Origin of the sequence: Dietzia natronolimnaea (genome assembly GCF_002289575.1) — a bacterium.
GTDB lineage: Bacteria > Actinomycetota > Actinomycetes > Mycobacteriales > Mycobacteriaceae > Dietzia > Dietzia natronolimnaea_A.
The window spans coordinates 54,912-71,987 of sequence record NZ_NTGA01000022.1; the positions used below are offsets into that span (position 1 = coordinate 54,912).

The 17,076-nt window shown below is 70.4% G+C and carries 18 protein-coding genes; 10 read left to right on the top strand and 8 right to left on the bottom strand.

Annotated elements, in window-relative coordinates; genetic code table 11:
- The first annotated feature begins 51 nt into the window (after positions 1-51).
- On the top strand, positions 52-828 hold the full coding sequence (locus tag CEY15_RS12855) for an acetoacetate decarboxylase family protein (protein WP_095718787.1): 777 nt from the start codon (positions 52-54) through the stop codon (positions 826-828).
- Between the two features lie 14 nt (positions 829-842).
- On the opposite strand, the gene CEY15_RS12860 is transcribed toward CEY15_RS12855, so the two are convergent.
- A complete protein-coding gene (locus CEY15_RS12860; RefSeq protein ID WP_095718788.1) occupies positions 843-2,510 on the bottom strand; it encodes a glycerol-3-phosphate dehydrogenase/oxidase in 1,668 nt (555 codons plus the stop codon).
- Positions 2,507-3,163, bottom strand: coding sequence for a TetR/AcrR family transcriptional regulator (locus tag CEY15_RS12865; protein WP_095718789.1), 657 nt, complete (start codon positions 3,161-3,163; stop codon positions 2,507-2,509). Before CEY15_RS12865 ends, CEY15_RS12860 begins: the two co-directional genes overlap by 4 nt.
- Before the next feature lie 99 nt (positions 3,164-3,262).
- On the opposite strand from CEY15_RS12865, the gene CEY15_RS12870 reads away from it, so the two are divergent.
- From CEY15_RS12870 to CEY15_RS12885, 4 genes are all read left to right on the top strand, one after another.
- On the top strand, positions 3,263-4,864 hold the full coding sequence (locus tag CEY15_RS12870) for an FAD-binding oxidoreductase (RefSeq protein WP_095718815.1): 1,602 nt from the start codon (positions 3,263-3,265) through the stop codon (positions 4,862-4,864).
- Positions 4,861-5,793: a diacylglycerol kinase gene (locus CEY15_RS12875; protein ID WP_095718790.1), complete on the top strand. Its 933-nt coding sequence runs from the start codon at positions 4,861-4,863 to the stop codon at positions 5,791-5,793. Before CEY15_RS12870 ends, CEY15_RS12875 begins: the two co-directional genes overlap by 4 nt.
- Positions 5,794-5,906: 113 nt before the next feature.
- Positions 5,907-6,467: a CAP domain-containing protein gene (locus tag CEY15_RS12880; protein WP_238556314.1), complete on the top strand. Its 561-nt coding sequence runs from the start codon at positions 5,907-5,909 to the stop codon at positions 6,465-6,467.
- 58 nt (positions 6,468-6,525) lie between these two features.
- Positions 6,526-8,244, top strand: coding sequence for a BCCT family transporter (locus CEY15_RS12885; protein WP_017837370.1), 1,719 nt, complete (start codon positions 6,526-6,528; stop codon positions 8,242-8,244).
- A 38-nt stretch (positions 8,245-8,282) separates the two neighbouring features.
- On the opposite strand, the gene CEY15_RS12890 is transcribed toward CEY15_RS12885, so the two are convergent.
- A complete protein-coding gene (locus CEY15_RS12890; protein WP_031264970.1) occupies positions 8,283-9,080 on the bottom strand; it encodes a pirin family protein in 798 nt (265 codons plus the stop codon).
- Between the two features lie 178 nt (positions 9,081-9,258).
- On the opposite strand from CEY15_RS12890, the gene CEY15_RS19000 reads away from it, so the two are divergent.
- Entirely contained in the window at positions 9,259-9,384 is a 126-nt protein-coding gene (locus tag CEY15_RS19000; protein ID WP_017837372.1) for a hypothetical protein, read from the top strand.
- 26 nt (positions 9,385-9,410) lie between these two features.
- Here CEY15_RS19000 and CEY15_RS12895 read toward each other — a convergent pair whose 3' ends face one another.
- Positions 9,411-9,710 (bottom strand): hypothetical protein, encoded by a 300-nt coding sequence (locus CEY15_RS12895; protein WP_095718791.1) that lies wholly within the window; start codon positions 9,708-9,710, stop codon positions 9,411-9,413.
- A 145-nt stretch (positions 9,711-9,855) separates the two neighbouring features.
- Between CEY15_RS12895 and dapA the strand changes: the two genes are divergently transcribed.
- On the top strand, positions 9,856-10,743 hold the full coding sequence (gene dapA / locus CEY15_RS12900) for a 4-hydroxy-tetrahydrodipicolinate synthase (RefSeq protein ID WP_095718792.1): 888 nt from the start codon (positions 9,856-9,858) through the stop codon (positions 10,741-10,743).
- 55 nt (positions 10,744-10,798) lie between these two features.
- On the opposite strand, the gene CEY15_RS12905 is transcribed toward dapA, so the two are convergent.
- A complete protein-coding gene (locus CEY15_RS12905) occupies positions 10,799-11,698 on the bottom strand; it encodes an oxidoreductase (protein WP_095718793.1) in 900 nt (299 codons plus the stop codon).
- A 161-nt stretch (positions 11,699-11,859) separates the two neighbouring features.
- On the opposite strand from CEY15_RS12905, the gene CEY15_RS12910 reads away from it, so the two are divergent.
- Positions 11,860-12,678 carry a DUF1906 domain-containing protein gene (locus CEY15_RS12910; protein ID WP_017837376.1) on the top strand — a complete coding sequence of 273 codons (819 nt, stop codon included), beginning with the start codon at positions 11,860-11,862 and terminating at the stop codon, positions 12,676-12,678.
- A gap of 77 nt (positions 12,679-12,755) precedes the next feature.
- Here the strand turns inward: CEY15_RS12910 and CEY15_RS12915 are convergent, their stop codons facing one another.
- Positions 12,756-13,079, bottom strand: coding sequence for a putative quinol monooxygenase (locus CEY15_RS12915; RefSeq protein ID WP_095718794.1), 324 nt, complete (start codon positions 13,077-13,079; stop codon positions 12,756-12,758).
- A gap of 118 nt (positions 13,080-13,197) precedes the next feature.
- On the opposite strand from CEY15_RS12915, the gene CEY15_RS12920 reads away from it, so the two are divergent.
- The gene (locus tag CEY15_RS12920; protein WP_095718795.1) at positions 13,198-14,040 is read left to right on the top strand and encodes a serine O-acetyltransferase; all 843 of its coding nucleotides are present in this window, start codon (positions 13,198-13,200) and stop codon (positions 14,038-14,040) included.
- A 47-nt stretch (positions 14,041-14,087) separates the two neighbouring features.
- On the top strand, positions 14,088-14,780 hold the full coding sequence (locus tag CEY15_RS12925) for a response regulator transcription factor (protein ID WP_095718796.1): 693 nt from the start codon (positions 14,088-14,090) through the stop codon (positions 14,778-14,780).
- A 58-nt stretch (positions 14,781-14,838) separates the two neighbouring features.
- On the opposite strand, the gene CEY15_RS12930 is transcribed toward CEY15_RS12925, so the two are convergent.
- Positions 14,839-16,086 (bottom strand): ABC transporter permease, encoded by a 1,248-nt coding sequence (locus CEY15_RS12930; protein WP_017837380.1) that lies wholly within the window; start codon positions 16,084-16,086, stop codon positions 14,839-14,841.
- Positions 16,083-16,964, bottom strand: a complete 882-nt coding sequence (locus CEY15_RS12935) for an ABC transporter ATP-binding protein (protein ID WP_095718797.1) — start codon at positions 16,962-16,964, stop codon at positions 16,083-16,085. Before CEY15_RS12935 ends, CEY15_RS12930 begins: the two co-directional genes overlap by 4 nt.
- Positions 16,965-17,076 lie beyond the last annotated feature (112 nt).

Sequence of the window (17,076 nt, forward strand, 5' to 3'; positions counted from 1 at the left end):
TTAGCCCCGAAATGCACTGAAACCTGTTACCGCAGCGGCTAACGTCGGGGTATGAGTTCTCCCACCACCCGTGTCGTCGCGGGTCGCCAGATCACGTTCCCGGTCCCCGTCGTCTCCGCCTCGATTTCGGGCGCCGCATTCCTGTCGCGGACGACAGTGGCCCGGCGGCTGATCGCCGCCGGGCCCCAGTCCGCCGTCCTGGACTCCGCCGGGGCCGAGCCGGTCTCGCTGCCGGGTGGCCGGACGCCGGTCACGATGATCCACGTCCGCTACCACGATGTCCCGGGCAATGTCCTGGGCGGCTATCACGAGGTGGGGTTGGCGTTCCAGGTCAAGGTCCCGGGAGTCGGGGTGCGGCAGCACATCCACGAGCTGCCGGTCGACCAGGACTTCACCCTCGCGGCCGGCAATGAGCTCTGGGGTTTCCCCAAGTGGAAGGGCGACATGGTCGGCACGGCCGGCGGCGCGCTCGACGACGCCCGTCTGGGGGCTGTCGGGTCCTCCGGGACGGGGGGGATCGACCTCAGGCTCGACACCCGCATGGGAGTGCCGGTGCCCGGTCGTCACTCCCTCGGGATGAACTGCATCCAGGTCCTCGACGGCAAGCCGGTCCTGGTCAGCGCTGGCGCGAAGGTCGCAGGCGGCCGGTTCCGTCCGCTGGGGGGTGCGCGCGTGTCTATCACCGCCGGGGCCGAGGACGGAGACCCACACATCGCCCGGCTCGCCGGGGCGATCCGCGAGCTGGGACTCGATCGGGCTCGGGCGATCGGGGCGTTCTCCTTCGAGCGGTTCGAGGCCGAGTTCCAGGCACCCCGCACGCTGTCCTGACGCCGGTCCGCAGATCACCGCGCGGCGTCGAGGGCCTCCCGCGCGACGGGTTCGGCGGCCGCGCGGTCTGCGGGCACCAGCCCGACACGGCTGCGTCGGTCGAGGATGTCATCGACCGTCAGTGCGCCCTCGTGCGTGACCGCATAGGAGAACTCCGCGCGGGTGACGTCGAGCCCGTCCGCGACGCGCTCCAGGGGCCGGTCCAGCAGACTCTCGGTCACCACGGTGGCGGACTCCTGCCCGAAACGCGCCACCAGCGACGCCGGTAGGCGGCCCCGGGCGGCCGGAGCAGTGGGTCGCCCGTCCGAGGGGGTGGCGGGGAGCGCACTCGCCGAGGCGCTCGGTCGCACGCGCTCGTGGTGGCCGGGGGCCCCGACCAACGGCAGGTCGGCGGTGCGGCACGGTGCCGCGGCGACGCCGGTCTTCCGTACGACCAGGTCGACCGCCTGCTCGGCCATGAGTCGGTACTCGGTGAGCTTGCCGCCGGTGATGGTGATGAGACCGTTGTCCGCGGTGATCAGCGCGTGTTCGCGCGAGAGGTCCGCGGTGTCGCCGTCACCCGAGTCGACCAGCGGGCGCAGTCCCGCGAACGTCCCGATTACATCGTCCCGGGTCAGTTCGGTCTCGAGGGCCCGGTTGATCACGTCGAGAAGGAAATCGATCTCGTGTCGGTCGGGCGTCGGCACGTCGGGGATCGGCCCGGGGGCGTCCACGTCGGTCAGGCCCACGTGGAGCCGATCGAACTCGGCGGGGATGGCAAAGCAGAAGCGGTTGGTCTCGCCCGGCACGGGCACGGTGAGGGCGCCCGCGGGATCGCCCAGCGCGGCCGACCTGATCACGAGGTGGGTGCCGCGCGAGGGTCGCACGCGCACGCCCGGTGTGGTCTCGCCGGCCCAGACGCCGGTGGCACTCACAACGGCTCGCGCGGAGATGGTGAACTCGTCGTCTCCCTCCTTCTCCCCGGGGTTCCGGCCGAGCTCGTCGCGGACGGTGACCTGCGTTCCGGTCGCCTCCAGGACGCGCACCCGTGTGAGTACCCGGGCTCCGTGCCCGGCCGCGGTCCGTGCCACCGCGGTGACCAGCCGTGCGTCGTCGACCAGTTGGCAGTCCCAGTTGAGGTGTCCGAACGCCAGCCCGTGGCGCCTCACCCCCGGGACGTACCGCGCGACCGACCCCGCGCGCAGGACGCGCGCGCCGGGCAGCCTGTCGGCCCGCGTGCCGGCGAGGCGGGACAGTAACGTGCCGGCGGCGAACCCCAGTCCGGGGAGGACCGCCCCCAGCGGCGGGGTGTCCCGGTACACGGGGACGACCTGTGCCAGGGGGCGCACGAGATGGGGGGCCGTGCGCTCGAGCAGGATCCCGCGCTCGACGGCCGAGCGGCGGGCGATTCCGACGTTGCCGGTGGCGAGGTAGCGCAGCCCTCCGTGGGCGAGCTTGGAGGACCACCGGCTGGTGCCGAACGCCAGATCGTGTGCCTCGACGAGGACGGTCTCGAGCCCGCGGGAGGCGGCGTCGAGCGCGATCCCGGCACCGGTGATGCCCCCGCCGATCACCACCAGATCCACGGGGGTGTCGCGCTCGCGCAGTTCAGCGAGCTCGCGCGCCCGCCGCGCGGCGGACAGGGCGGTGGTGTGCGGCGACTCGGCGCGAGCCGAGCCGCCCGGTGCGGCGTGAGCGGTCATAGGCCGAGGTACCCCCTGATGAGCAGGTGCAGTTCGGTGCGCCAGCCGTCCGGGTCGAGCGGGGGATCGGCGAGCGGTGCCGACAGGACCAGGCCCTGGACGGCGAGGAAGAGCATGGCGGCGGTCCGGTCCGCGTCGCGTCCCGCGAGTCTGGGATCGCTCGTGATCACCTGAGAGAGCAGGGCTCGGAGCACCTCGATGAGGTGGCGCTGTGAGGTGCCGAGCCTGTGGAAGACGTACTCGGAGAGCATCGCGGACTCGTGCCTGCGGAACGCGTCCAGCAGCGGGTTCGTCCGCACCTCGTCGGCGAAGGTGCACAGCAACCGGACCAGGTCGTCCGCGTCGCGGGGCGCGGATCCGGGTAGCGCGGGGTCGACCCGCGCCGTGAACTCGGTGACCGCCATGCCTTCCATGCCCTCCATGCCCTCCATGACCTCGGTGAGCTCGCGGGTGAGCAGGTCGGCGAAGAGGGCGGTGGCGTCCGGCCAGTGGCGGTAGAGGGTGGTCCGTCCGACTCCGGAGCGGCGGGCCACCTCGACCATCGTCGTCCGCGTGGCGCCGATCTCGAGGATCGAGGTGCGGGCGGCCGTGAGCGCGCGGTCGCGGGTGCCGACGGTGCGGGCGGCCGACGGTGCCGGGGCGGTCGAGGTCACCGGACCTCCTGAGGGGAATAGTCGAAAACGGAACAGATTGAGGTTTACTGTTCCAGTATGAGCGACATGAACTCCGCTGACAACCTCCCGCTGCCCCCCATGGCCCTGTCCCGGTGGGGCACCGAGGCGGAGGCCAGGGACCTGGGCGAGGGCATCCGTGGCCTGCTGCGCGACGTGCTCGGGGTGACCGCCGAGAGCGGCCTACGCTTCGATCCCGGCGCGGTGACGGCCTCCCCGTCCCGCCTCACCGAATCCGACCTGATGGCTCTCGCCGACATCGTGGGGGAGGGCAACGTCTCCGCGGACGACGCGCAGCGACTGCCGCGGGCCAGGGGGAAGTCGACACCGGACCTGCTGTCCTGGCGGCTGAGGCCGCAGGTGGACTGCCCTGACGCGGTGGTCGCACCCCGCGACGACGACGAGGTGTCGGCCCTCCTGGAGTGGTGCGGACGCGAGGGGGTCGCGATCGTCCCCTTCGGCGGCGGCACTTCCGTGGTGGGGGGCCTGAACCCGGACGCCGGCGACCACCGGGCCGTGATCTCGGTGGACCTCGCGCACTTCGACGCCCTGGAGTCGATCGATCCCGAGTCGGGGGAGGCGGTCCTGGGGGCGGGCCTGTCGGGCCCCCGGGCGGAGGCGTTGTTGGCCGACCACGGGTTCTCGCTCGGCCACTTCCCGCAGTCCTTCCCCTACGCGACCCTCGGCGGGTACGCCATGACCCGGTCGTCCGGGCAGGCCTCGGCCGGCTACGGGCGCTTCGACGAGATGGTCCGCGGGGTGACCGTGGTGACGCCGGTCGGCGTGATCGAGGCGGGCCGCGCTCCCGCCTCGGCCGCCGGGCCGGACCTCCGGCAGTGGCTGCTGGGGTCCGAGGGCGCGTTCGGTGTGTGCACCCGGGTGCGGTTGAGGATCCACCCGGTGCCGGAGACGGTCCGACACGAGGCGTTCCGCTTCCCGGACTTCGCCACCGGCGCGGCGGCACTGCGCGCTGTCGAGCAACAGGGCACGGGGCCGACCGTCATCCGGTTGTCCGACGAGTCGGAGACGGCCGTGAACCTGGCCACCGCCACCGAGGCGATCGGCCAGGGGCCGGACGACGGGGAGGGGCAGGCCGCCGGATGCCTGTGCCTCACACTCTTCGAGGGCACGGCCGACCACACCGGGTCCCGCCACGCCGAGACGCGGGCGCTGCTGCTCGCCCACGGGGGCGTGTCGCTGGGTGCCGGACCGGCCGAGGCGTGGGAGCACGGCCGCTTCGGTGCGCCCGTGCTGCGAGACTCGTTGATCGATAACGGCGCTCTGGTCGAGACCCTGGAGACCGCCACCGACTGGTCCAACCTGCCCGCGTTGCGGGAGGCCGTCGCCGGGGCCCTGAGCGCCTCGCTCGAGTCCAGCGGCACCCCCGCGCTGGTCATGTGCCATATCAGTCACGTCTACCCCACGGGGGCCTCGCTCTACTTCACCGTGGTGGCGGGCCAGCGTGGCGAGGACCCCATCGCCCAGTGGACGGACGCCAAGCGGGCGGCGTCCGAGGCCATCGTGCGTGCAGGCGGGACGATCACCCACCACCACGCTGTCGGAGTGGACCACAAGCCCTACCTCGCGGCCGAGATCGGCGAGGTGGGGGTGCGCATGCTGCGAGCGGTCAAAGACGCCGTTGACCCGCGGGGCGTGTGCAACCCGGGGACACTGGTCCCGTGAGCGCGACACCGTCCGACCGCCGGATCCGGACGGTCGCGATGCTGGTCAACCCCGCCGCCGGTGGGGGGCGCGGCGAGCGGATCGCGGAGAGGGCGGCAGCGAGGCTGCGCTCGTATGGGCTCGAGGTCGTCTCCCTGAGGGGGGCTCACGCGCAGGAGTCCCTCGACCTCGCCCGACAGGCCGTCGCCGACGGGGTGGACGCCCTCGTCGTGTGCGGAGGGGACGGGATGGTCTCGCTGGCCGTGCAGGCGCAGGCGTTCTCGGGTGTCCCGATCGGCATCATCCCGGCAGGCACGGGGAACGACCTCGCCCGTGAGTACGGAATCCCGCTGACCAGTCCCGAGGACGCCGCCGATGTCGTCGTCGCCGGTCGCGCGGAACAGGTGGACCTGGGCCAGGCCACCCCGGACGGTGGCGAGCCCCGCCTCTTCGCGTCCGTCCTGTGCGCGGGGCTCGACTCGGCGGTCAACCGTCGCGTCAACGAGATGTCGATTCTCCGGGGACCCCTTCGATACGTCCTGGCCTCGGCCATCGAGTTCCCGACCTACCGGCCCCGTCCGTTCCGCATGACCTTCGACGCCGGCGAGCCAGGGGAGGAGACCGTCGAGACGGAGGTCCTGCTCAGCGCCTTCGCCATCACCCGGACCTACGGCGGAGACATGAGGATCGCCCCCGACGCCGATCGGTCCGACGGTCTGTTCGATGTGTGCTACGTCGGCAGGATCTCCAAACCGCGGCTGGCGTGGCACTTCCGCAGGATCTACTCCGGCACCCACGTGGGCCTCCGTGGGGTGACCACGAGGCGGTGCAGGACGGTGCGCATCGATGCTCCGGAGGTGGAGGCGTTCGCCGACGGTGACGCCGTGGCACCACTTCCGGTGACCGTCGAGGTCCTGCCGGGGGCCGGCCTGTTTCTGGTACCAGGTTAACTTTAGTACCATCAGTAACACTGATTTACGCAGGTCACGGCTGTTACGCTCGGGCGCTACCTCATCCGTCAATCGACTCGCTTCAGGCGCGCCGGAACGGCATGATCACCTCCATGCGCTCCAGGCTCACCGCGTCACTCGCGACAATCGCCGTCACCTCCGCCACTCTGATGAGTGGTGGGGTCTCCACGGCCTCCGCCCAGGCCCTGCCGCCGTTCATCCCGCAGCATGTGGTCGACGGGCTGATCTCACAGGCCCGTGCCGCGGTGCCCGCCGAGGTGTGGGCCGCGGTCGGGTCGACGGAGATGATGTACCAGAACGTCTCAGGGGGCTTGCGAGAGGGCATCGTCCGCGAGATCGACTCCTACCGGGTGTCGAAGGGCCTCCGGGCCCTCGCCCCCAACTCCGATCTGGACCGCGAGGCGCAGGCCTGGGCCGACAGGCTGGCCGCCCAGGACGCCGTCTACCACAACCAGGCCCTGCTGAGCCGGGGCTTCGGGGAGAACATCGTCGCCGCGGGGACGCACTGCGGGGCCGTATGTCTGGTCGACCTGTGGAAGAACTCACCCGGCCACAACGACAACCTGATTGACCCGGGGTACCGTTCGGCGGGAATGGGGATCGCCTACTCCGCCGGCGGCAAAGTGTTCGTGGTGCACAACTTCGCCTACTGAGCACGGGGCTCCGGGGAGCGGGTCCGCCGCCAAGCACACCGAACAGACGAGGGAGACCATGTCCGAACGGATAACGCGAGCACTGAGACTCAGGACGGACCCGGGGATCTTCCTCACGACGGTGGCGGTCATCGTCGCCTTCGTGGTGGTCACGTTCGTGGCGGGGGACTGGGTGGGAGAGGTGTTCGGCGCCGCCTCGGGATGGATCATGACCAACCTCGGGTGGTTCTACATCGCCGGGGTCTCGATCTTCCTGCTCTTCCTGCTGTGGATCGCGCTGAGCCGGTTCGGCCACGTCCGGCTCGGTGCCGACGACGAGGAGCCTGAGCACTCCACGGCGGCCTGGTTCGGCATGCTGTTCGCCGCCGGGATCGGCACCATCCTCATGTTCTGGGGTGTGGCCGAGCCGATCTCGCACTTCGCGACCCCGCCCCGCGGCGGGGTGGACCCGGGGAGCAGGGAGGCCGCCCAGGAGGCCATGGCCTTCACCCTCTACCACTTCGGGCTGCACACCTGGACGATCTTCGCGCTGCCCGCCCTGGCCTTCGCCTACTTCATCTACAAGCGCAAGATGCCCCCGCGCGTCAGCTCCATTTTCGCGCCCATCCTCGGCAACCGCGTCTACGGACCGATCGGCAAGGCCATCGACGTGGTGGCGCTGGTCGGCACGGTGTTCGGTGTGGCGACCTCCGTCGGCCTCGGCACCCTCCAGATCAACGCCGGACTCAACGAGCTCTTCGGGATCACCGTGTCGCCGCTGGTGCAGGTGCTCGTCATCGGTGTCGTCACCACGATCGCGTGTATCTCGGTCGCGGCCGGGTTGGACAAGGGGATCAAGCGGCTGTCCACCTTCAACATCGCCATGGCCGTCGCGTTGCTCGCCTTCATCGTGATCGCCGGTCCCACCCTGTTCCTGCTCAAGGGGACGGTGGAGACCTTCGGTGTGTACGCCTCGACCTTGCCCGAACTGGCGTTCTGGAACAACGTATTCCCGGCCGACGGTGACCTGGCGACGTGGCAGAACACCTGGACCGTCTTCTACTGGGCGTGGACCATCACGTGGTCGCCGTTCGTCGGCATCTTCATCGCCCGCATCAGCCGCGGCCGGACCATCCGCGAGTTCGTCTTCGGTGTACTCGTCCTCCCGGTGGCCTTCTCCATCGTGTGGTTCGGCGTGTTCGGCATGGCCTCGTTCGACATCGAACTGAACGGGCCCGGCGGACTGGTGGAAGCGGTGGTCGACGACGGTGACATCCCGGGTGCGCTGTTCGCGTTCCTGTCGAACTACCCGCTGGCGACACTCGTCTCCGGGATCGCAGTGCTGATCGTCGTCATCTTCTTCACCACGTCGGTCGACTCCGCCGCGATGGTCGTGGACATGATGGCCTCGGGCGAGGACGACACGGTCTCGCCGTCGCCCATTCACCAGCGTGTGATCTGGGGCGTCCTCATGGGTGCTGTCGCCGCGACGCTGCTCGCCGGAACCGGGACGGGCGGACTCACCGCTCTCCAGGAGGTCATCACCGTCATCGGTCTGCCCTTCTTCGTCATGGGCTTCGTGATGATGTACAGCCTGGTCAAGGGGATCTCCGCCGATCTGGGCGAACGTACGCCCACGGTGACCAGGCAGTGGGACCGCGCGTACTCGCCCGAGGAGTTCGAGAAGAACGAGACCACACCCTCGCCGGAACCGATCGGCCCGCTGCACCGGATCCCGAACGGTGAGGAGGACGACGGCGCGCCGAACCCGCTCGCGCAGTCCACCGACCCCGACTGAGGTAGCTGTCTGTCGCTGTCTGTGGCTGGGAGTGACTGTCAGTGCCCTCTGACGTCGAGCATCGTCATCCCCGCGTGCATCTCCCACACGAGGATCTCGGCACCGTCTGTACAGTCCGTGCCGGCGGTGACCCGTCGGCCGCCCGTGGCGGTGAGCCGGGCGGCGTCGCCGGTCGACAGCTCTCCGCAGCCCTCCAGGTCGACCGAGCCGACGGGTACGTAGAGGTGGAGGTAGGGCGCGTCGGGGAGCTGTACCGACCTGCCCGGCTGCAGGCGCGCCGCGAGTAGCGCGGAGGTGTCGTTCCGGATGCGGATGGCGGCCCGGTCGGCGTGGGCGCGGAGGCCTCCGGCGACGACGGCGAAGCGGTTCTCGAGCTCGCCGTGTTCGATCTCGCGCTGGTCGTAGCCCGGGTCCCCGCCCGTGGAGTCGGGGACGACCCACATCTGGACCAGGTGGACCGGCTCGGTGGGCGGATCGGAGTGCTGGATCGATCCGTCGCGCCAGCCGTCATTGCGCTCGGAGTGCAAAATTCCCGATCCCGCGCTCATCCGCTGCGCGAGCCCGGGGTAGATGATCCCGCTGTGGCCCTCGGAGTCCTGGTGGACGAGAGAACCGGACAGGACCCAGGTGATGATCTCCATGTCGCGATGGCCGTGGGTGTCGAACCCGCTGCCCGGCGCGATCCGGTCGTCGTTGTTCACCAGAAGCCGCCCGAAGTGGGTGTTCATCGGGTCCTGGTGGCGGGCGAAGGAGAACGAGTGGCGCGAGTCCAGCCATCCCCCGCCGGTGTGGGAACGCGTGGACGAGCGATGGATTCTGACCCCTGGACCGGACACGGCACCCCTACCCTTAGCTGATACAACAACAATAGTATCGTGGATCTCGCCCGGGCCGGGCCGGTCGACCAGAACGGTCGTCCAACATTTTTCGCTGATACGGCTACGGTCTTCCGCGCCCGGGCGTACGGTGACACTCGGCAGTGACCGCAGTCACATCTTTCGCTGGGAGGTTTCGATGCTGCAGAACGCTCTGGTCGCCACGCTGCGCGTGGGGGTCGCCACGACCAACGAGGTGGCACACCTCGTCGTCGACAACACGCTGGGTCGCTTCCTCGACACCAACCCGGACAAGGTGCGCTGACCCTCGCCGTAGGAACCGCCGTGGGCCTACATCCCGTCGGCGGTCCCCTCACTTCCGCCCAGGGCGTGGTCGGGTTGTTCCGGGGTCTGGTAGATCCGCTTCTGCTCCTCCAGGCCGCGCGAGCCGGTAGTCACGGTCCCGTCCTGGCCGACGCTCTGCCCGTCACCATGACCGTCACTGTGCCCACCGCTGCCCGGCGCATCCGGGTCGATGCCGGAGGCGTCCTGCGCGGTCGCCGGATCCGGCACGCTGCCGTCGCCGACCCGTGTGCCGTCGATCGTGTTGCCCAGGTCCTCCGGGGTCTCGGGGGATTTCTCTGAACTCATGCGGTCCTCCTGTGGTGGTGCGTGCGGGGTGGTGCGTGCGGGGTGGTGACGACCCTAACCGTGAGGAGCCCCGCGTGCCTCCGGTCGTCCGCGGCGGGGACGGCGCCGGACCAACGATCATCCGGGAACGCCTATCCTGGTGCCCATGTCGGACAATCCCTTCGGTCGGGTCATCACCGCGATGGTGACCCCCATGCACGATGACGGCTCGATCGACTTCGACGGCCTCCAGCGACTCGCGGTCCATCTGGCTGATCACGGTCACGACGGGCTGCTGGTCAACGGCACGACCGGCGAGTCCGCCACCACCACCGACGAGGAGGACTACGACGCGGTCGCCGCCGTCGTCGAGGCGGTGGGGGACCGCGTGGCGGTGATGGCCGGGTGCGGCACCAACGACACGGAGCACTCGATCCGCGCGGCCACCGAGATGGTGAAGCGGGGCGCCGACACCCTCCTGGTGGTCACGCCGTACTACAACAAGCCCACGCAGCACGGGATCGTCGAGCATTTCCGTATGATCGCCGACGCCGCCGGCCGCCCGGTGATGGCCTACGACATCCCGGGGCGGACCGGTACCGCGCTTGCCACCGACACGATCCGGCGGTTGGCGGAGATCCCGGAGTTGCGTGCGGTCAAGGACGCCAAGGGCGATCTCTTCGAGGCCAGCCGGCTCATGGCCGAGACCGACCTGCTGTGGTTCTCCGGAGACGACGTGCTCAACCTCGCGTTCCTCGCGCTGGGGGCCACCGGGGTCGTGTCAGTGGTCGGGCATGTGGCCGGAGACGACTACCGGGCCATGATCGACGCCGTGGACGCCGGCGACCTGCCCCGGGCCCGCGAGATCCACACCCGCCTGATCCCGGCCGTCGACGCGATCATGCACACCTCGCAGGGGGCCATCCAGATCAAGGCCGCTCTCAAGATGCAGGGCCTGATCGACTCCGATCGACTCCGCATGCCCCTGCTCCAGGGCCCGCCTGAGCACCTCGACCGCCTCCGCGCGGGGCTGGCCGCGTCCGGGCTCGCCTGACCCCACCGCGGGGACCTGTCCCCACCGCGGAGCCCTGCCCCCGCAGCGGAACGGGCTACCGGAACGCTGCCATCTCCGAGCACCGCTCCCAGAGCGCCGCGGCGACGGCCCTGTCGTGGGAGGCGCGGCTCGATCGGACGAGGGCGGGGTGGCCCCTCAGTCCACCGAGGCGATCGGGGCCCACGAACGTCGCGCCCGGCAGGTCCGGCACGGTCGCGGCGTAGAGCACGGACAGCGCGCCCATCTCCGGGGTCAGGCCGGCCCACGAGATCGAGTTGCCCAACTCGAAGAACCGGTCGGCGGCTGGGCGACCGCTCTGCCGGAGGAGCTCTGTGGCGGTGTACCCGGGATGCGCGGCCATCGACCGGACCGCACTTCCCTCCCGGTCGAGTCGCCGTTGCCACTCGTAGGCGAGCATGATGCAGGCCAGCTTCGAGTTGGCGTAGGCCGCCATGGGTCGGTACCCGCGCAGGTCCATGCTCAGGTCGTCGGGTTCGACACGCCCCCGCAGGTGCGCGAGTGACCCGAGCCAGACCACGCGATCGGTGACCTGCGGCAGCAGACCCTGGGTGAGTGCATGGTGACCGAGTGCGTTCACGCCGAACTGCATCTCGTGGCCCTGGACGGTCCGTGAGTGCGGGAGGTTCATGACGCCGGCATTGTTGATCAGGACGTCCACCCGGCCCGCGGTTCCAGCGATGAACTCGTCCACCGAGTCGAGGTCGGCCAGGTCCAGCTGACGGACCTGCGCCCTGTCCCGGTCCCGGGCCGGCAGCGAGGCCCGGGCGGACTCGGCCTTCTCGAGGTTCCGGCACGCCATGACCACTCTCGCGCCACGTGCGACGAGGGCCTGCGTGGTGGCCAGGCCGATCCCCGCGTTGGCCCCGGTCACGACGACCGTACGTCCTGTCTGGTCGGGGATGTCGGAGGCGGACCATCGGGGCGTGCGGCTCATGTGTGACAGTCAACCAGTCGCGCCTGCGCCGTGGTCCGGCACCCGTGTGGTAACGCGGGGGGAGACGCCGCGATGTTCTTGTGACACACTCGCGTGAGGCGGGTGGGATCCCACGCGTCACACCCGCCCTTCGTCTTAGACCGAGATCTCGGAGTTCCGCCATGACGTTCGACCGCCGTACCTTCCTCCGTCGCGCCGGCCTCGGCGCGGCCGGAGCCGGTGCCCTAGCCGCGGGTCTCACCCCTGCGGCCGGTGCCCAGTCATCCATTCCCGAACCGCTCGGCGCGCTCCCCGGCGCGGGCGCGGGCGTCCCGATCGGCACCCTGCTCGACTACGCGTCGGGCCCGCCGTCGGCCGCGTCCGTCCGAGCGGCCGGTCACATGGGCGCGGTGCGGTACTGCTCGAACCGCCGTCCCGGGGCCGAGTGGATGACCGGCAAGCCGCTCCTGCGTCGTGAGGTCGACGACTTCCGGGCGCACGGCCTCAACATGGTCTCGTGTTACCAGTTCGGCAGGGAGGCCACCGCCGACTGGAAGGAGGGTGCCGCGGGCGGCGACCGCCACGCCCCCATCGGACTCGGTATCCACCGTTCGGCGGGTGGACCCGGCGGCGTGCCCATGTACGTGGCCATCGACGACAACCCCACCCGGTGGCAGTTCGACAACCAGATCGCCCCGTACCTCGAGCGGTGGCGCGTCCACCTGCACGGCGCGGGGATGAAGCTCGGCGTGTACGCCAACGCCCCGACCATTGACTGGTGCCGGCAGCGTGGGCTGGGCCAGTACTTCTGGCAGCACGACTGGGGTTCCGGGGGGCGCCTCAACCCCAGCGCCACGATCCATCAGCTCCCGATCCGCCAGCAGGTGACGGTCGGGGGCGTGGTCTCGGACCTCAACCGGGTCTACGCGATTGACTACGGCCAGTGGTGGCCGACGGACCCGGCCGCCCTCCTCGGCGCCGCCCTGGGCAGCGTGGGCTGAGTCCGCTCGCACCACGGCCCGCTCGCACCACGGCCGGTCGCAGCGCACGCCCGGCGGGGGGTCGCCACCCGGTCCGGCTAGTCGACGGTGATCTCGCCCATCGTCCCCCACTGCTCGCCGTCGACCGTCGTGTTGATGATCCGCGGGGTGCGCTGGAGGTACTGCGCGGCGGAGCCGGTGAACTCCGTGAAGTGGGACGACCCGACGTGCTCGGCCGGAGCGTCTCCGTCCCGGAACGCCTCGCACAGCATGAAGGTGGTCGGGGCGTCGGGCGAGCGGTACCAGTCGAACCACAGGTTGCCGGGTTCGGCCCTGGTGGCCTCGGTGAAGTCCCGGGTGATCTCGAGCCACGAGTCGGCGTACTCGGGCTTGACGTCGAATACCACGTTGATGAGCATCATGACCCCATCCTGCCCGAGCCGGCGGGACCGGTGCGACCGGCGGTGAGTGCCGCGCGCGCTGTGCCGGATCGGCGAGGTGACTCGACCAGCAGAGCGGAACGGGCCTACCCTGTACCGGGTGACCATCGAGCTGAGCATCGAGAACCCCTGCGTCCCGCAGACGGAGGCCGACGCCTCCGTCCGCGCGGTCTGGGACCGGTTGTCCGTGGACGCCACTCAGAGTCGCGACGAACCCCTCATCGCCGGCCTGGTCCTGGATCTCGTCGACGGATGCGACGACCTGGGGGAATCCCTCGCGCGACTCGCGGCCTCGCGGATCGCGACCCCCGAGATCGGCCGGCACGTCCTGGAGAAGGAGATGCGGGCGGTCCTGGTCGACCATCCCCACGTGCTGGAGGCGGTCGCTGCCGATCTCGTGGTGAGCTTCGAGCGCAACCCGGCCTACCCCAACTACCTGGTGCCCTACCTGTTCGCCAAGGGTTTCCTCGGGCTGCAGATCCACCGTGTCGCGCATGAGATGTGGAACTCGGGACGGGTGATGGCGGCCTCGTTCCTCCAGAGTCGGGTCTCCGAGGTCTTCGCCATGGACATCCACCCGGCCGCGCGCGTGGGTTCCGGGATCCTCGTGGACCACGCCACCGGCATCGTGGTGGGCGAGACCTGCGTGATCGGTGACGGCGTCTCGATCCTGCAGGGGGTCACGCTCGGGGGGACGGGCAACGAGGACGGCGACCGCCACCCCAAGATCGGCTCGGGGGTGCTGCTGTCGGCCGGGTCCATCGTGTTGGGCAACGTCCACGTGGGCGACTGCTCGCGGGTGGCCGCCGGATCTGTGGTGCTGGACCAGGTGCCGCCGCACACGACCGTCGCCGGGGTGCCGGCCAAGGTGGTCCGGCGTCATGCGGATTCGTTGGTCCCCGCCGACCAGATGGACCACGACATCGACCCGGGCGCCGAGTAGGCGTCGCGGTCCACTCGGGCGAGCGGGATTCGGGCGGAGGGCACTGCATGCGGGTACTCGTGGTCGACGACGAACCGGCGCTCCTCGAGAGCGTCCGGCGTGGGCTCGCCGCCGGGGGATGGGCGGTCGAGACGGCCCCGGACGGGGAGGCCGGCCTCGAGAGGGCCTCCGACGGGGACTTCGACGTGGTGGTCCTCGACATCATGATGCCGCGGCGCAGTGGCTACGAGGTTGTGCGCGAGATGCGCCGCCGCGAGATCTGGACCCCCGTGCTCATGCTCACCGCCAAGGACGGGGAGTACGACGAGGCGGACGCGTTCGACCTGGGCGCCGACGACTACCTGGTCAAGCCGTTCTCGTTCGTCGTCCTGGAGGCCAGACTCAGGGCGTTGGTCAGGCGAGGGGCCCCCGAGCGGCCCGTCTCGTTCGTCGCAGGTGACCTCGAGGTCGATCCCGCCGCGCGGGAGGTGCGTCGGGGTTCCGAGCGGATTCCGGTGACGGCGCGGGAGTACGCGGTGCTGGAGTACCTCATCCGAAACCGGAACCAGGTCGTGTCCAAGGCCCAGATCCTGCGGGCGGTGTGGGACGCCGCGTACGACGGCGACGACAACATCGTGGAGGTCTACGTGGGGTATCTCCGCCGGAAGATCGACACCCCCTTCGGCACGCGAGCGATCGAGACCGTGCGCGGGCAGGGGTATCGACTGGTGGACAGTGCGGCGGTGGGGGCCGGGGGCTGATCGCCCCCAGCCCCCAGCCCCCAGTCCCCGGCTCCCGGTTACCGGCGCTCGGCCCCGGTCAGTCGGCCAGCGCCAGCGCCTGCCGGTAGGTCAACTTGCCGCCGGTCTGCATGATCGACCGTCGGTAGACCCGTTCCGCGACCACCATCACGGCCCCGGCGGCGATCAGGGTGATCACCGCGGCGATGACCGGCTCCCACCAGTGGGCTGTGCCCTCGACCAGACGGATCGGCATCGTCACCGTCGACATGATCGGCACGTACGAGCCGATGACCTGCCACGTGCCCTGGAGGAACAGTCCTGCGAAGGACGCGATCATGATGAGGGTGAGCAGGGGGGACGAGGTGGACTGGACGTCCTCCGCCCGGGTTGCCAGCGCCCCGGCGACGGCGAACAGGCAGGCCAGTGCCACGAAGCCGATCACGAACAGCACCAGGTACCAGCCCGCGGCGCCGGCCAGGGACGGCAGGAGCGCCGAGTAGTCGGTGAACGTCAGACCGATCAGCCCGATCGCCACGAAGATCGCCATCTGGCCCAGTGCGAGCGCCGTGGCTCCGACGACCTTGCCGACGAGCAGTTGGCGCAACGGGATGGCGGCGGCGAGGATCTCGACGATCCTCGACTGCTTCTCCTCGACGACGCTGTTGGCGATGGCGTAACCGAAGAGGATCGCGGCCATGTAGAAGAGGAAGACAAAGACGAACCCGGCGACGAGCTGGACGCCCTCGTTCGCGGCCCCGTCCGGGTCGAGCAGTCGTTCCTCGACGACGGACCCGGCGGTCAGCTCGGCGACGGTGGCGCCCACGGCGGCCGCGTTGCGGTCGAGCGCGTCCGCGGCGACCACGGAACCCACCGCGGCGGCGATGCCGGGGTCGACCCCGTTCGACCCGACGAGGGTCCATGCCCCGGGCCTGCCGAGGAGCGCCGCGTCCGCGTCGCCGTCCCGCACCGCCTGTTCGGCGGCGGCGGGGTCGGCGACCTCGGTGACGGACAGCTCGATCGGGGGAACACCCGCCTGCGCGCCGGACCCGGTCCCCTCCTCGGTTGCTTCGCCATCCGGGGTGGCCGCGGCAGCTGCGGCGTGCACGATGGCCGAGGCGTCGTTGGAGGCGACGGCGACGGTCTTCTCATCGTCGCGCCCGCCGAGGAGGAACGACAGACCGAAGGCGACGACGAAGATCGCGATGGTGGTCAGGGTGGAGATGATGAAGTTGCGATCGCGGAGTTTGACCATGATCTCGCGACCGGCGACGATGCGCCAGGCGGACTCGGTCGCCGGCGGCCGGGTGGGGGTCGTGGATGTCATGACGTCACCTCGCGGTAGATCTCGGAGAGGGTGGGAACGACTTCGGCGAGCTCGCGGACGCTGCCGCGCGCCATCGCCTCGCGCAGGACGAGGTCGGTTACCTCGGGGCGGTCGAGATCCAGCAGTGCGGTGGGGCCGTCGACGTCGACGACGTGGACGCCCGGCAGGCTCCGGACCCACCCGGCGTCCGTACCGGCGACCAGCCGGTGCAGGACGCGGCCGCGTCGGCGGAGGTCGTCCACCGTCCCGTTGGCCACGACCCGCCCGCCCGCCAGCACGACCAGGTGGTCGCAGAGGCGTTCCACCAGGTCGAGCTGATGTGAGGAGAACAGCACGGGTACGCCCTGGCTCGTGTACTCGCGCAGCAGGTCGACCATGGAATCGACCGCGACGGGGTCCAGGCCCGAGAAGGGTTCGTCGAGAACCAGCAGTTCGGGCCCGCCGATGACCGCGGCGACGACCTGGACACGCTGCTGGTTGCCCAGGGACAGCGATTCGAGCTTGTCCGCGGTGCGGTCGCCGAGCCCGAACCGGTCGAGCAGCTCCGTCGCCGAGCGCCGAGCCCCCTCCGGGCTGCGCCCCTGGAGCCTGCCGAGGTAGACGAGCTGGTCGAGGATGGGTTGCTTCGGGTACAGCCCACGCTCCTCCGGCATGTACCCGAAGGTGCGACGATCCGCGACGGTCACCTCCCGGCCCTTCCACGTGACCGTGCCCGCGGAGGGCTGCAGCACGCCCATGATCATCCGCATGGTGGTGGTCTTCCCGGCGCCGTTGCCGCCGACGAATCCGGTCATCGCGCCTCGCGGGACCTCGAATCCGACGTCGTCCACGGCGAGGGTCTCCCCGAAACGGCGGGTGAGCCCGTCGAGTTCCAGCATGGTGTCCTCCCTGGTGTCCTGTACCGCGTCAACGCTATGGCTCCAGGGCGGTCCGGCGGATCAGCCGGGAGGATGACATCTCCGGGGAGGGTCGGGCCGGCCTCCCCCTCAG

Excerpts from the sequence above, each read along its gene's own strand:
- CEY15_RS12855 (WP_095718787.1), top strand. The coding sequence starts at position 52 with ATGAGTTCTCCCACCACCCGTGTCGTCGCGGGTCGCCAGATCACGTTC.
- CEY15_RS12860 (WP_095718788.1), bottom strand. The coding sequence starts at position 2,510 with ATGACCGCTCACGCCGCACCGGGCGGCTCGGCTCGCGCCGAGTCGCCG.
- CEY15_RS12870 (WP_095718815.1), top strand. The coding sequence starts at position 3,263 with ATGGCCCTGTCCCGGTGGGGCACCGAGGCGGAGGCCAGGGACCTGGGC.
- CEY15_RS12880 (WP_238556314.1), top strand. The coding sequence starts at position 5,907 with ATGCGCTCCAGGCTCACCGCGTCACTCGCGACAATCGCCGTCACCTCC.
- CEY15_RS12885 (WP_017837370.1), top strand. The coding sequence starts at position 6,526 with ATGTCCGAACGGATAACGCGAGCACTGAGACTCAGGACGGACCCGGGG.
- CEY15_RS19000 (WP_017837372.1), top strand. The coding sequence starts at position 9,259 with ATGCTGCAGAACGCTCTGGTCGCCACGCTGCGCGTGGGGGTCGCCACG.
- CEY15_RS12895 (WP_095718791.1), bottom strand. The coding sequence starts at position 9,710 with ATGAGTTCAGAGAAATCCCCCGAGACCCCGGAGGACCTGGGCAACACG.
- dapA (WP_095718792.1), top strand. The coding sequence starts at position 9,856 with ATGTCGGACAATCCCTTCGGTCGGGTCATCACCGCGATGGTGACCCCC.
- CEY15_RS12905 (WP_095718793.1), bottom strand. The coding sequence starts at position 11,698 with ATGAGCCGCACGCCCCGATGGTCCGCCTCCGACATCCCCGACCAGACA.
- CEY15_RS12910 (WP_017837376.1), top strand. The coding sequence starts at position 11,860 with ATGACGTTCGACCGCCGTACCTTCCTCCGTCGCGCCGGCCTCGGCGCG.
- CEY15_RS12915 (WP_095718794.1), bottom strand. The coding sequence starts at position 13,079 with ATGATGCTCATCAACGTGGTATTCGACGTCAAGCCCGAGTACGCCGAC.
- CEY15_RS12925 (WP_095718796.1), top strand. The coding sequence starts at position 14,088 with ATGCGGGTACTCGTGGTCGACGACGAACCGGCGCTCCTCGAGAGCGTC.
- CEY15_RS12930 (WP_017837380.1), bottom strand. The coding sequence starts at position 16,086 with ATGACATCCACGACCCCCACCCGGCCGCCGGCGACCGAGTCCGCCTGG.
- CEY15_RS12935 (WP_095718797.1), bottom strand. The coding sequence starts at position 16,964 with ATGCTGGAACTCGACGGGCTCACCCGCCGTTTCGGGGAGACCCTCGCC.